The 12091-nt window shown below is 68.4% G+C and carries 11 protein-coding genes; 5 read left to right on the forward strand and 6 right to left on the reverse strand.

The window, feature by feature from the left end; all coding sequences use genetic code 11:
• The first annotated feature begins 196 nt into the window (after nucleotides 1–196).
• Together orn and F7Q96_RS10070 are read left to right on the forward strand one after the other, a co-directional pair.
• Nucleotides 197–757 carry an oligoribonuclease gene (gene orn / locus F7Q96_RS10065; RefSeq protein ID WP_053822216.1) on the forward strand — a complete coding sequence of 187 codons (561 nt, stop codon included), beginning with the start codon at nucleotides 197–199 and terminating at the stop codon, nucleotides 755–757.
• A 123-nt stretch (nucleotides 758–880) separates the two neighbouring features.
• Nucleotides 881–1762 carry an AEC family transporter gene (locus F7Q96_RS10070; protein WP_151022585.1) on the forward strand — a complete coding sequence of 294 codons (882 nt, stop codon included), beginning with the start codon at nucleotides 881–883 and terminating at the stop codon, nucleotides 1760–1762.
• A gap of 180 nt (nucleotides 1763–1942) precedes the next feature.
• Here F7Q96_RS10070 and mog read toward each other — a convergent pair whose 3' ends face one another.
• Together mog and yjgA are read right to left on the reverse strand one after the other, a co-directional pair.
• Nucleotides 1943–2575, reverse strand: a complete 633-nt coding sequence (gene mog, locus F7Q96_RS10075) for a molybdopterin adenylyltransferase (protein WP_053822215.1) — start codon at nucleotides 2573–2575, stop codon at nucleotides 1943–1945.
• A complete protein-coding gene (gene yjgA / locus F7Q96_RS10080) occupies nucleotides 2572–3186 on the reverse strand; it encodes a ribosome biogenesis factor YjgA (RefSeq protein WP_272481316.1) in 615 nt (204 codons plus the stop codon). Before yjgA ends, mog begins: the two co-directional genes overlap by 4 nt.
• Before the next feature lie 139 nt (nucleotides 3187–3325).
• Between yjgA and pmbA the strand changes: the two genes are divergently transcribed.
• Entirely contained in the window at nucleotides 3326–4696 is a 1371-nt protein-coding gene (gene pmbA / locus F7Q96_RS10085; RefSeq protein ID WP_053822213.1) for a metalloprotease PmbA, read from the forward strand.
• Between the two features lie 79 nt (nucleotides 4697–4775).
• On the opposite strand, the gene F7Q96_RS10090 is transcribed toward pmbA, so the two are convergent.
• The 3 genes from F7Q96_RS10090 to F7Q96_RS10100 all read right to left on the reverse strand — a co-directional run bounded on the left by F7Q96_RS10090 (nucleotide 4776) and on the right by F7Q96_RS10100 (nucleotide 6926).
• The gene (locus F7Q96_RS10090) at nucleotides 4776–5267 is read right to left on the reverse strand and encodes a dihydrofolate reductase (protein ID WP_053822212.1); all 492 of its coding nucleotides are present in this window, start codon (nucleotides 5265–5267) and stop codon (nucleotides 4776–4778) included.
• Nucleotides 5264–6058, reverse strand: a complete 795-nt coding sequence (locus F7Q96_RS10095) for a thymidylate synthase (protein ID WP_053822211.1) — start codon at nucleotides 6056–6058, stop codon at nucleotides 5264–5266. The genes F7Q96_RS10090 and F7Q96_RS10095 overlap by 4 nt, the downstream gene beginning before the upstream one ends.
• Nucleotides 6059–6227: 169 nt before the next feature.
• A complete protein-coding gene (locus tag F7Q96_RS10100) occupies nucleotides 6228–6926 on the reverse strand; it encodes a TerC family protein (RefSeq protein ID WP_053822210.1) in 699 nt (232 codons plus the stop codon).
• A gap of 800 nt (nucleotides 6927–7726) precedes the next feature.
• Between F7Q96_RS10100 and egtD the strand changes: the two genes are divergently transcribed.
• Nucleotides 7727–8722, forward strand: coding sequence for an L-histidine N(alpha)-methyltransferase (egtD, locus tag F7Q96_RS10105; protein ID WP_082371511.1), 996 nt, complete (start codon nucleotides 7727–7729; stop codon nucleotides 8720–8722).
• 115 nt (nucleotides 8723–8837) lie between these two features.
• Entirely contained in the window at nucleotides 8838–10112 is a 1275-nt protein-coding gene (locus F7Q96_RS10110) for an SUMF1/EgtB/PvdO family nonheme iron enzyme (protein ID WP_053822209.1), read from the forward strand.
• 102 nt (nucleotides 10113–10214) lie between these two features.
• On the opposite strand, the gene F7Q96_RS10115 is transcribed toward F7Q96_RS10110, so the two are convergent.
• The gene (locus F7Q96_RS10115; RefSeq protein WP_053822208.1) at nucleotides 10215–11891 is read right to left on the reverse strand and encodes an L-lactate permease; all 1677 of its coding nucleotides are present in this window, start codon (nucleotides 11889–11891) and stop codon (nucleotides 10215–10217) included.
• Between the last annotated feature and the right edge of the window lie 200 nt (nucleotides 11892–12091).

Raw genomic sequence — 12091 nt, forward strand, 5'->3', positions numbered from 1 at the left:
ATTATATGACTTCGCGCCGGGCGGCCGTCCGTGCCGCGAAGCCACCATCCCTCCCGAACGATCCTCACGCAGTCCGATGACAAGCTCCAGCCCCGCCGCCCCAGTCCCTGCGGCCCCCGCCGCTCCCGCCTCCGCCCCGGTTTCCGCCACGCCCGTCAAGTCGGTCAAGAGCGAAAACAATCTGGTCTGGCTCGATATGGAGATGACCGGGCTGTCCCCGGAGAACGACCGCATCATCGAGGTGGCGGTGGTGGTCACCGATTCCGAGCTGCATATCCTGGCCGAGGGCCCGGTGCTGGTGATCCATCAGGACGACGCCGTGCTCGACGCGATGGACAACTGGAACAAGGGCACCCATGGGCGCTCGGGCCTGATCGACAAGGTCAAGGCCTCGACGCTGACCGAGGCGCAGGCCGAAGCCGAACTGCTCGCCTTCCTCAAGCGCTGGGTGCCGGCCGGCAAGTCGCCGATGTGCGGCAATTCGATCTGCCAGGACCGCCGCTTCATGGCGCGCTACATGCCCAAGCTCGAGGCGTTCTTCCACTATCGCAATCTCGACGTGTCGACGCTGAAGGAGCTGTGCAAGCGCTGGGAGCCGGCGATCCACAAGGGCTTCATCAAGCGGCAGCTGCATACGGCGCTGGCCGATATCCTCGAGTCGATCGAGGAGCTGCGCTACTACCGCACGCATTTCATTCGCAGCAGCCAGCAGGCGACGCCGGCGCCGGACGCGGCCGGCTCCACCGGCGCCGTCTGACGCCGCAGTTCGTCGTTCCCGCGAACGCGGGAACCCGGTGACTGGCGATGAGCCGCCGCGTTCCCGCCTGCGCGGGGACGACAGGCATCGCGCCTCGATTCGACCCTTCCTCCCCATCCCGCCATGCTTGAGCGCATCGTCTCGATCATCACGCCGGTCATCCTGATCATCCTGGTCGGCTGGCTGTACGGGCGCAAGGCCCATCCCGACATGGCGGGCATCAACCGCGCGACGCTCGACGTGATCGCGCCGCTGCTGGTGGTGTCCGCCTTCGTCAGCAAGGAGTTCGTGCTGGCCGATCAAGTGGCGCTGCTGGCCTGCGCGGTGGGCGTGGTGCTGGGCTCGGGGCTGCTGGCGCTGGGCGCGGCGCGGCTGATGGGCGCGGACCCGCGCACCTTCGTGCCGCCGATGATGTTCAACAACTCGGGCAACATGGGGCTGCCGCTGTCGGTGTTCGCCTTCGGGCCCGCCGGGCTGGCCCCCGCGGTGGCGCTGTTCGCGGCCTCCAACCTGATGCATTTCACGCTGGGGCTGAAGATCGTCAACCGCCATGCCTCGCTCGCGCAGATCTCGCGCAACCCGATGGTGCTGGCGACGATCGCCGGCGTCGGCCTGTCGCTGGCGCGGCCGTGGTTCGCGCTGCCCGATCCGGTCTATCAATCGATCAAGCTGCTGGGCGACGCCACCGTGCCGCTGATGCTGTTCGCGCTCGGCGTGCGGATGAAGGACGTCAATCTGCGCAACTGGGGCATGGGGCTGGCCGGCGCGGTGATCTGCCCGCTGACGGGCATCACTTGCGCGCTGGCGCTGGCGGCGGTGGTGCCGCTGACCGAACTGCAGCGCGGCCTGCTGTTCGTGTTTGCCGCGCTGCCGCCGGCCGTGCTGAACTTCCTGGTGGCCGATCATTTCCGGCAGGAGCCGGACCAGGTCGCGTCGATCGTGCTGCTGGGCAATATTGCCGCGGTGGTGTTCGTGCCGGTCGGGCTCTACCTGGGTTTGCGGTAGGGCGATCCGCGCGGAGGGGGCTGCCCTCTCCCGGAAGCCCTCTTCCCGAAGCCCTCTCCCCAGGCCCTCTCGCAAGCGGGGGCGGGGAGCGGGCGCCAGGCGCACGCGGCCAGCGCTTTCGGTGTGCCCCTGTGCCGCGTGCGGGTGAGGGGCAGGGGCAGGGGCAGCCTCGGCGCGCGCTCAGCCCTTCTGCCGGATCGCGTGCTTGGGCCGCCAGGCCTTGACCACGGCCTCGTCGGTCTCGATGTAGGGGCCGCCGATCAGATCGATGCAGTACGGCACCGCGGCGAAGATGCCTTGCACCAGCGGCTTGCCGTCGTCGCCGCGCAGCCCTTCGAGCGTCTCGCGGATCGCGCGCGGCTGGCCCGGCAGGTTGATGATCAGCGCCGCATGGCTCGGCGTTTCGCGGATCACCGCCACCTGACGCGACAGGATCGCGGTCGGCACGAAATGCAGGCTGACCTGACGCATCTGCTCGCCGAAGCCAGGCATCTGCTTGGTGGCGACCGCCAGCGTGGCTTCGGGCGTCACGTCGCGGCGCGCGGGGCCGGTGCCGCCGGTGGTCAGCACCAGATCGCAGCCGGCCACGTCGACCAGCTCGATCAGCGTGCGAGAGATCTGCGCCTGCTCGTCGGGGATCAGCCGTTCCACGCCCTGCCACGGCGAGGTCAGCGTGCGGCCGAACCAGTCGCGCAGCGCGGGGATGCCTTCGTCCTGATAGGTGCCCGCGGAGGCGCGGTCGGAGATCGACACGAAGCCGACCAGCAGCTCGTCGGGATGGTTGCGGGCAATAGGCTGGGTGAGATCGCTCATGCGGGCTCCTGGTCCTCTCCGGTTGACGGCGCGGCGGGTGCCGCGCCGGGCTGTTCGCGCGCCTCGAGCGCGCTCTTGATGGCCTGGAACAGCTCGCGGAAATGCTTCGGGGGCTTGGCCAGCTGCTGCTCCTTGCGAGCGTTGCGGATCAGGCTGCGCAGCGCCTGCACGTCGACGGCCGGATGCTCGGCGAGGAAGCGCGTCAGCGCCTCGTCGTCCTTGAGCAGCAGCTCGCGCCAGCGCTCGATCAGATGCAGACGTGCGGTCTCGGCCTTGCTGGTGCCCTTGAAACCGTCCAGGGCGCGCCGGATCGCATCGATCTCGTCGTCGTTCAGGCCGCGCATCACCTTGCCGACATACTGCATCTGGCGGCGCTTGCCTTCGTGGCTGGTAATGCGGCGGGCCTCGCGGATCGCGTCCTCGAGCACCTCGGGCATCGGCACGCGCGCCAGCCGGTCCTTGGGCAGCGCCTCGAGCTCGCTGCCCAGGTCCTGCAGCGCATGCATGTCGCGCTTGCGCTGCGACTTGCTCTTGGGCGTATCGTCTTCGGGCTCGGGGGCGAAGGCGCCGGGAAAGCCGGCGCCGGGGGAGTGGCGGGGATGTCGCGTCATGGGCGGCATTTTATCTTGCTATGATTCCCGTTTGGGTTTCCGTTTGCCCTTCCCGGCTCCCATGGCGCCCCGGCTCGCCGCCGGAATCGCCTCTGCTACGCCCCCGACCTTCGCCAGACCTACCAGGCCAGACTTACGCATGTCCGATCTCATGACCGACCAGAACGTCCACTTCACCTACACCCAGGCGCAACTGAGCGAAATGGCAGCCGACGTGCTGCGCGTCGCCCGCGAACTGGGCGCCACCGATGCCGCTACCGAGATTTCAGAGGGCAGCGGCCTGTCGGTCTCGGTGCGCAAGGGCGAGGTCGAGACGATCGAGCAGAACCGCGACAAGGTGGTCGGCGTGACCGTGATGATCGGCAAGCGGCGCGGCAATGCCAGCACGTCGGACTTCTCGCCGGCCGCGCTGCGCGCCACCGCCGAGGCTGCCTACAACATTGCGCGCTTCACCGCCGAAGACGACTGCGCGGGCCTGGCCGAAGAGGAGCTGCTCGAACGCGATCCGCTCGACCTGGACCTGTTCCACCCGTGGGCCATCGACGCCGAGCAGGCCATCGAGATCGCGCGCCGCGCCGAGGCCGCGGCCTTCGCGGTGTCGCCGCGCATCCGCAACAGCGACGGCGCCAGCGTGTCGGCGCAGCATTCGCAGTTCGTGCTGGCCACCACGCGCGGCTTCGTCGGCGGCTATCCGTATTCCCGCCATTTCGTCTCGTGCGCGCCGATCGCCGGCAGCGGCGGCGGCATGCAGCGCGACGACTGGTATTCGTCCAAGCGCGCGCCCGAGGCGCTGGCCGAGCCCGAAGCGATCGGCCGCTACGCCGCCGAACGGGCGCTGGCGCGGCTGCATGCGCGCAAGCTGTCGACGCGCCGCTGCCCGGTGCTGTTCGAAGCCCCGCTGGCGGCGGGGCTGCTCGGCGCCTTCGTGCAGGCGGTCTCGGGCGGCGCGCTGTATCGCAAGTCGACCTTCCTGTACGACACGCTGGGCAAGGCCGTGTTCGCGCCCCATATCGACATCCACGAGCGTCCTCACGTGCCGGGCGCGATGGGCAGCGCGCCGTTCGACGAGGAGGGCGTCAGGACCCGCGCGCGCGACGTGGTGCGCGACGGCGTGGTGCAGGGCTATTTCCTGTCGACCTATTCGGCCCGCAAGCTCGGCATGCAGACCACCGGCAACGCCGGCGGCTCGCACAACCTGGCGCTGACCAGCAAGCTGACGCAGCCGGGCGACGATTTCCCGGCGATGCTGCGCAAGCTGGGCACCGGCCTGCTGGTGACGGAACTGATGGGGCAGGGCGTCAACTACGTGACCGGCGACTATTCGCGCGGCGCCTCGGGCTACTGGGTCGAGAACGGCGTGATCCAGTACCCGGTCGAGGAAATCACGATCGCCGGCAACATGGCCGAGATGTTCCGCCAGATCGTCGCCATCGGCGCCGACACGCTGGTGCGCGGCACCAAGGAGACCGGCTCGATCCTGATCGAGCAGATGACGATTGCGGGGAATTGAGGGGGCAGCTGGGCAGCAGTCGGGAAACCCGGCCCTCTGCCCAACCCTCTCCCGTCAGCGGGAGAGGGGGAAACCCAGATTACTCCGGCGCCCGTTCGTACGTCACGAACGCATAGTCGAAGCCGTTCGACTCCGAACGATGGCGCTCCCGTTCGGTGGCGATCCAGCGCCGCGGGTCGATCTCGGGGAAGTGCGCATCGCCCTCGATATCGGCGTCGATCTCGGTGACGATCAGCCGGTCGGCGCTGGGCAGCGCCTCGGCATAGAGCTGCGCGCCGCCGATCAGGAACACCTGCTCGACACCGACACACAGCCGCAGCGCATCCTCGAGCGAGCACGCGGTTTCCGCGCCATCGAGCCGCAGTCCGGGATTGCGGCTCACCACGATATTGCGGCGGCCCGGCAGCGGCCGGCCGATCGATTCCCAGGTCTTGCGGCCCATGATTACTGGCGCGCCCATCGTGGTGCGCTTGAAGTGCGCCAGGTCCTCGGGCAGCCGCCACGGCAGCGTGTTGTCGCGGCCGATCACGCCATTGCGCGCGCGCGCGACGATCAGCGTCAGCAGCGTCATACCGCGACCGGGGCCTTGATGGCCGGATGCGATTCGTAGCCGACCAGCGCGAAGTCCTCGTAGCGGTAGTCGAAGATCGAATCGGGCTTGCGCAGGATTTCCAGCTTCGGCAGCGCCATCGGCTCGCGCGCGAGCTGCGTGCGGACCTGTTCCTCGTGATTGCTGTAGATGTGGCAGTCGCCGCCGGTCCAGACGAAATCGCCGACTTCGAGGTCCGTCTGCTGCGCGATCATGTGCGTCAGCAGCGCGTAGCTGGCGATATTGAACGGCACGCCGAGGAAGATGTCGGCGCTGCGCTGGTACAGCTGGCACGACAGCCGGCCGTCGGCCACGTAGAACTGGAAGAACGCGTGGCAGGGCGGCAGCTTCATGCGCGGGATGTCGCCGACGTTCCAGGCCGACACGATCAGCCGGCGCGAATCCGGATTGCTGCGGATCTGTTCGATCAGCTGGGCGATCTGGTCGATATGCTCGCCGTTGGGCGCGGGCCAGGAACGCCACTGATAGCCGTAGATCGGGCCGAGCTCACCGTTCTCGTCGGCCCATTCGTCCCAGATCGTGACGCCGCGTTCCTGCAGCCAGCGCACATTGGTCGAGCCCTGCAGAAACCACAGCAGCTCAAGGATGATCGACTTCAGGTGCAGCTTCTTGGTGGTGACCACCGGGAAGCCTTCGCGCAGGTCGAAGCGCATCTGATAGCCGAACACCGAGCGCGTGCCGGTGCCGGTGCGGTCCGCCTTGACGGTGCCATGCTCGTACACATGGCGCATGAAGTCGAGATACTGTTTCATCGGCGTCGGAAAGGAAAAAGGGCCGCAGCGCGGGGGCATGCGGGCCAGGCCGTCATTCTAGCCGATGCGCTCGCAAGGGGCGCCGGCATGAAAAAAGGGCGGCCCCGATGGAGCCGCCCTTTGCCCGGATCGCTGTCATTCCCGCCTGCGCGGGACGACAGCTTGCCGCTTACTGGCTTTCCACTGCCGGCGCGCGGCGCTTCTGCACCATATAGCCGGCGCCCAGCACACCGCCGATGATCACGGCATACAGCAGCCAGGCCAGTGCCGGGTTGGCGGCGAAGAACGGCTTGACCAGCGGTTCGCCCAGGATCATCTTGGCCGCGGTGAAGGCCAGCACGCCGGCGCCCAGGTAGATGATGACCGGGTAGCGGGCCATCAGCTTGAGCACCAGGCGCGAGCCCCAGACGACGATCGGGATGCTGATCAGCAGGCCCAGCACCACCAGCAGGAAGCTGCCGTGCGCGGCGCCGGCCACGGCCAGCACGTTGTCGACGCCCATCACGGCGTCGGCGATGATGATCGTCTTCATCGCGCCGGCCAGCGTGGTCGCCGGGGCGCCATGTTCGTCCTCGCCGTTTTCGTCGGACAGCAGCTTGTAGGCGATCCACACCAGCGCGAGGCCACCGACCAGCATCAGGCCAGGAATCTTCAGCAGCCAGACGACACCGATGGTCATGGCCGAACGGACCACGACGGCACCGATGGTGCCCCAGACGATGGCCTTCTTTTGCAGATGCGGCGGCAGGTTACGCGCCGCCAGCGCGATCACGATGGCATTGTCGCCAGCGAGCACCAGGTCGATGACGACGATCGACAGCAGTGCCGTCAGAAACTGCATCGTGAACAGATCGGTAAGCCACTCCATGAACTCTCCTGTTGGAAACGTGAAATATCGGTTCGCCTGGAGTCATGCAGCCGCGGACGGGAGCCTCTGCAAACCATGAATCCAGGTTGCAAAGGTCTTGCTCGACCGAACTGCGATATTGCCGATAACGCCGACATCGCCGGTACGGTCAGCACAACCGGAGGCCGCAATGGGGGCGCGGCGCTCGTAATGACGATTGTGCTAAGGGCGGGCTGCCCTGGAGCTACTCCCCTTTGAAGGGGCTTGGCCGTGGTCGGCCTTGCTTGGGCACGGATTATAAACGAGGTCGATGGCGATTGTCGCCTTTGCGGCAAATGGCGTTTACCCGGCCCCGTGCCACGCCCCCGGCCGCTTCTTGCCCCGCCATGGCCCGGGCAAAGCGCCCGGCGCGTGTCGGAGGCAGGCGGGCAGGCAGACGGGCCCGATAGCGCCTATTCTTACCGGATCGGCAGTGGCCGATGCGCCGCCGGACAGCGATGGCGGCGTGTCCTCTGCCCGCACCGGCCGTTTGCCGGCGTTTGCCCCGATGGCAGCGGCGGTGTGACCGGGGTTCGGGGTTGCGCAGCGCTCGACGCTCGATACGGAATGCGGATAGCGCAGTGCTCAGTGTCATCCAGCCACATCAACCGACCAGAAGGAACAAGAACCCTATGCCGGCTGACCCGATCGGTATGCCATCGCGCCACATCCGCCAGGACAACGGATCCGCGGCGCGCGCCACCTCTTCATCGTCCCCGTCTTCCGCATCGCCTTCACCGTCCTCATCGTCTTCCTCTTCCTCGTCTTCTCCGCCTGCGGCCGTGGCCTCATCGCTGGCCAGGGCACGCTCGCGCTTCGGCGATCCGCTCGCCTTCGTGCAGCAGTACCGCCACGACGACGAGGCCGAGCGCGCCGAGCTGATCGACGGTCTGCTGGCTCCGCACGCCAGCGTCCAGCCCAAGCATTTCTACGACGTGCTGGGCTCGCGGCTGTTCGAGGCGATCACCGCGTTGCCCGAGTACTACCCGACCCGCACCGAGGCCGAGATCTTCGCCGCGCACGCGAGCGCGATCGGCGCGCGCTGCGGCAGCGGCGGCGTGCTGATCGACCTTGGCGCCGGCAACTGCCAGAAGGCGGCGCGGCTGTTCGGCGTGCTGCGCCCCGCGCAATACGTCGCGCTCGATATCTCGGTCGAATTCCTGCGCGACACGCTGGCCGGACTGCAGCAGCAGCATCCGCAGATTCCGATGCTGGGACTGGGTGCGGACCTGTGTGCGCCGCTCGCGCTGCCGGCGCCGATCCGTCAGGGCCGGCGGCTGTTCTTCTATCCGGGCTCCAGCATCGGCAACTTCGCGCCCGATGCCGCGCTGGCGCTGCTGCAGCGGCTGCGCGCGGCGGCGCGCCAGGGTGACGGCGTGCTGATCGGCGTCGATCTGATCAAGGACGAGGCGCAGCTGGTATCGGCCTACGACGATGCGCTCGGCGTGACCGCGGCGTTCAACCGCAACGTGCTGCGCAACGTCAATCGCGCGATCGACGCCAACTTCGCGCTGGCCGACTGGCGCCATGTCGCCAGCTTCGACCGGCCCGGCTCGCGTATCCAGATGCATCTGCAGGCGGTGCGCGACGTCGAGGTCCACTGGACCGGCGGCGGCCGCGCCTTCCATGCCGGCGAACGCATCCATACCGAGGACTCGCACAAGTACCGCGTCGACGGGTTTGCCGCGCTGCTCGAAGAGGCGGGCTTTGCCGATCCGGTCTGCTGGACCGACGCGCGGCAATGGTTCGCGGTGTTCCACGCGCGCGTGCCGGCCTGAGGGTCGAACAGGCCGGCGCAAGGGAAGGAAAAAGCCGCGGTGTCATAATGGCCGCTGACATGCCGCTCGCGCTGCGCGCGGTTTTCCAGCGGCTTTTGACGAGGCGGGCAATCCGATGAGCGGCTTCACCATGCTTCCCGATCTGTATTTCGCCGGCGGCCGGCACGACTGGAGCGATCCGCGGCGGCTGCCGCGCGAAGGCGTGGCGCAGGCGCTGGTCGACAGCCGCAACCGCACGCTGGCCTGGCTGGCCGCGTTCGGCGCGTCCAGGCGCGGCTGGATCGTGCCGCGCCAGTACGATGCCGATCCGCCGCTATGGACGCTGGGCCATCTCGCCTGGCACGCCGAATGGTGGTGCCTGCGCGACGTCCAATGGCAAGAGCGCGGCGGCGTGCTGCTGCCGGTGCCGGCCGCGCCGGCGATGCTCGACGGTGCCGACGAATGGTTCGATCCCGAGCGCATCGGTCCCGATGCGCGCTGGGAAGCGGCGTTGCCCGATGTCGCCGCGCTCAAGCACTATGCGGCCTCGGTGCTCGACGCGGTGCTGCGGCGGATCGCGCTGCTGCCCGACGATGGCGACGACACGCTGTATCCCTTCCGCCGGGCCCTGCAGCACGAGGACGCGCAGATCGAATGGATCGCGGCGCTGCTGCAGGCGCTGGCGACGGCGCCCGACGATCCCGCGCTGACCCGCCCGCCGGTCAGCGTGCCCGACGCCGGCACGCTGCAGTTCCCCGGCGGCCGTTTCACGCAGGGCTGGGGCGAGCCCGACGGCTTCGCGATGCCCGACGAGCTGCCCGCGCAGCCCACCTACGTGCCGGCCTTCGAGATCGACGCCGCGCCGGTCACCAATGCGCAATTTCTGGAGTTCGTCGACGACGGCGGCTACGAGCGCCCCAACTGGTGGTCGCCGGCCGGCCGCCAGTGGCTGATGACGCAGGAGCGCTCGGCGCCGCGCTACTGGGAGCGCCATGCGCAGACGCGCGCCTGGATGGCGCAGCGCTTCGACACGCTGCGCACGCTCAATCCCGACGAGGCGGTGCGGCACGTGACGCTGTACGAGGCGCAGGCCTGGTGCGCCTGGGCCGGCCGCCGGCTGCCGGACGAGGCCGAGTGGGAAATGGCTGCGGTGCAGAACCGCGGCGGCTTTCGCTGGGGCATGGTGCGCGAATGGACCGCGACGCCGTACGAGCCCTATGCGGGCTTTGCCGACGTGCCGTCGCACCCCGGCCCCGGGGACAGCGCGATGCAGGCGCGCTTCGGCGTCTGCCAGGCCGTGCGCGGCGCCTGCTTCGTCGGCCCGGCGCGGCTGCGCCATGCGCGCGCGCGGCTGGCGCTGGCGCCGGAGGAAGACGCCGCCTTCGTGGGCTTTCGTACCTGCGCGCTGTGAGTCCGGCCGCGCCGATCGTCCGGCAATAAAAAAGCCCCGCCGAAGCGGGGCGCAGTTGCCGTTGGCTTGGTCGTCCCCGCGCAGGCGGGAACGGTAGCGACGTCAGTGAATCACCATCCGCGTGAACGGTTCGACATAGGCCTGCAGCGTGACGAACAGGCCGACCAGAATCGCCAGCACGATCGAGTGGAAAAACACGTAGCGCAGGATGTCGCCCTCGTGGCCGTACCACTTGGTCGCGGTCGAGGCCACCACGATCGACTGCGCATCGATCATCTTGCCCATCACGCCGCCCGAGCTGTTGGCCGACGCCATCAGCACCGGCGACAGCCCGAGCTGCTCCGCGGTGGTCTTCTGGAGCCCGCCGAACAGCACGTTCGACGCGGTGTCCGAGCCGGTCAGCGCGACGCCCAGCCAGCCGAGCATGGTGCCGAACAGCGGGTAGAACACGCCGGTGTGCGCAAAGGCCAGGCCCAGCGTCGCGTCCAGGCCCGAGTAGCGGGTCAGGTAGCCGACGCCGAACATCGCGCAGATCGTCAGCAGCGAGTAGCGCACCAGCTTGATCGTGTTCCAGTACTCGCGCAGCAGGCGCGGCACCGAATAGCCCATCAGCAGCCCGCCGACCACGGCGGCGACCAGGATGCCGGTGCCTGCCATCGACAGCACGTTGAAGTTGAACACCGCGGCCTCGGCGACCTGCTGCGGCACCACCGGCGGCACCTTCAGCACCGCCTTGTCCAGGCCCGGGATCGCGTACTTCCACGACCAGATCGCGTCGAACGCCTTCTTGATCTGCGGCACGCCCCAGATGAAGACGAACACGGTCAGGATCACCCACGGCATCCAGGCCTTGGCGGTCGAGATGCCGGCGGCAGCGGCGTTGGCGCGCGCCTCGGCGGCGACCGCCTCGGGATCGTCGACCTTCGACTCGTCGTGGCGGCCCAGGATCTTGGTGGTGGTCCAGATCTTCTTCGGCTTCCAGACCTTCAGGAACAGCGCCAGCGAGCCCATCGACACCAGCGCGGCGATCACGTCGACCAGCCACGGGCCGTGGTAGTTCGACACCAGGAACTGCGGGATCGCGAAGCTGACGCCGGCCACCAGGATCGCCGGCCAGACCTCGAGCATGCCGCGGAAGCCGGCAAACGCCCAGATCAGCCAGAACGGCACCAGCACCGAGAACAGCGGCAGCTGGCGGCCGATCATCGCCGACAGGTCGAGCAGATCGAGACCGGTCACCGCCGACAGCGCAATGATCGGCGAGCCGAGCGCGCCGTAGGCGACCGGCGCGGTATTGGCGATCAGCGCCAGGCCCGAGGCCGCCAGCGGCGAGAAGCCCAGGCCGATCAGGATCGCGCCCGTGACCGCCACCGGCGTGCCGAAACCGGCCGCGCCCTCGAAGAAGGCGCCGAAGCTGAACGCGACCAGTAGCAGCTGCAGGCGCCTGTCCTCGGTGATGCCGGCGATCGAACCTTGCAGCACCTTGAACGAGCCGTTCAGCGTGGTCAGCCGGTGCAGGAAGATGATGTTCAGCACGATCCAGCCGATCGGGAACAGGCCGGAAGCGATGCCCAGGCCGGCGGCCTTGCCGGCCATCGCGGCGGGCATGCCGAAGATCGCCGAAGCGACCACGATGCCGACCACCAGCGCCAGGCCGGCGGCCAGGTGAGCTTGCAGATGAAAGAACGCCAGTGCGCCCAACAGCACAGCGACCGGCACGCCCGCGGCGAGCGTGGACAGGGCCATGCTGCCGAGCGGGTCGTAGACTTGACTCCACACGATTGAATCCTCCTCAGTGATGGGCCGGCGAGCCATCCTTCTGCGGGCGATCCTCGCCGGTTTGCCTGCGCACGCGAGGGACGCGCAGGGGTGACCCAAGCTTCGCGCACGAGCAAGCGGACGATTTTAAGGACGGCTATACATCACCCGCGATACATCGCGTCATGGTGGGCGTGAACCGGATTCAGGAATCAGGGTTT

The sequence above is a fragment of the Cupriavidus gilardii genome (assembly GCF_008801915.1).
Taxonomy (GTDB): Bacteria; Pseudomonadota; Gammaproteobacteria; order Burkholderiales; family Burkholderiaceae; genus Cupriavidus; species Cupriavidus gilardii.

Coding starts and splice junctions, on each gene's coding strand:
- orn (WP_053822216.1), top strand. CDS start 197: ATGGAGATGACCGGGCTGTCCCCGGAGAACGACCGCATCATCGAGGTG.
- F7Q96_RS10070 (WP_151022585.1), top strand. CDS start 881: ATGCTTGAGCGCATCGTCTCGATCATCACGCCGGTCATCCTGATCATC.
- mog (WP_053822215.1), bottom strand. CDS start 2,575: ATGAGCGATCTCACCCAGCCTATTGCCCGCAACCATCCCGACGAGCTG.
- yjgA (WP_272481316.1), bottom strand. CDS start 3,186: ATGACGCGACATCCCCGCCACTCCCCCGGCGCCGGCTTTCCCGGCGCC.
- pmbA (WP_053822213.1), top strand. CDS start 3,326: ATGTCCGATCTCATGACCGACCAGAACGTCCACTTCACCTACACCCAG.
- F7Q96_RS10090 (WP_053822212.1), bottom strand. CDS start 5,267: ATGACGCTGCTGACGCTGATCGTCGCGCGCGCGCGCAATGGCGTGATC.
- F7Q96_RS10095 (WP_053822211.1), bottom strand. CDS start 6,058: ATGAAACAGTATCTCGACTTCATGCGCCATGTGTACGAGCATGGCACC.
- F7Q96_RS10100 (WP_053822210.1), bottom strand. CDS start 6,926: ATGGAGTGGCTTACCGATCTGTTCACGATGCAGTTTCTGACGGCACTG.
- F7Q96_RS10110 (WP_053822209.1), top strand. CDS start 8,838: ATGAGCGGCTTCACCATGCTTCCCGATCTGTATTTCGCCGGCGGCCGG.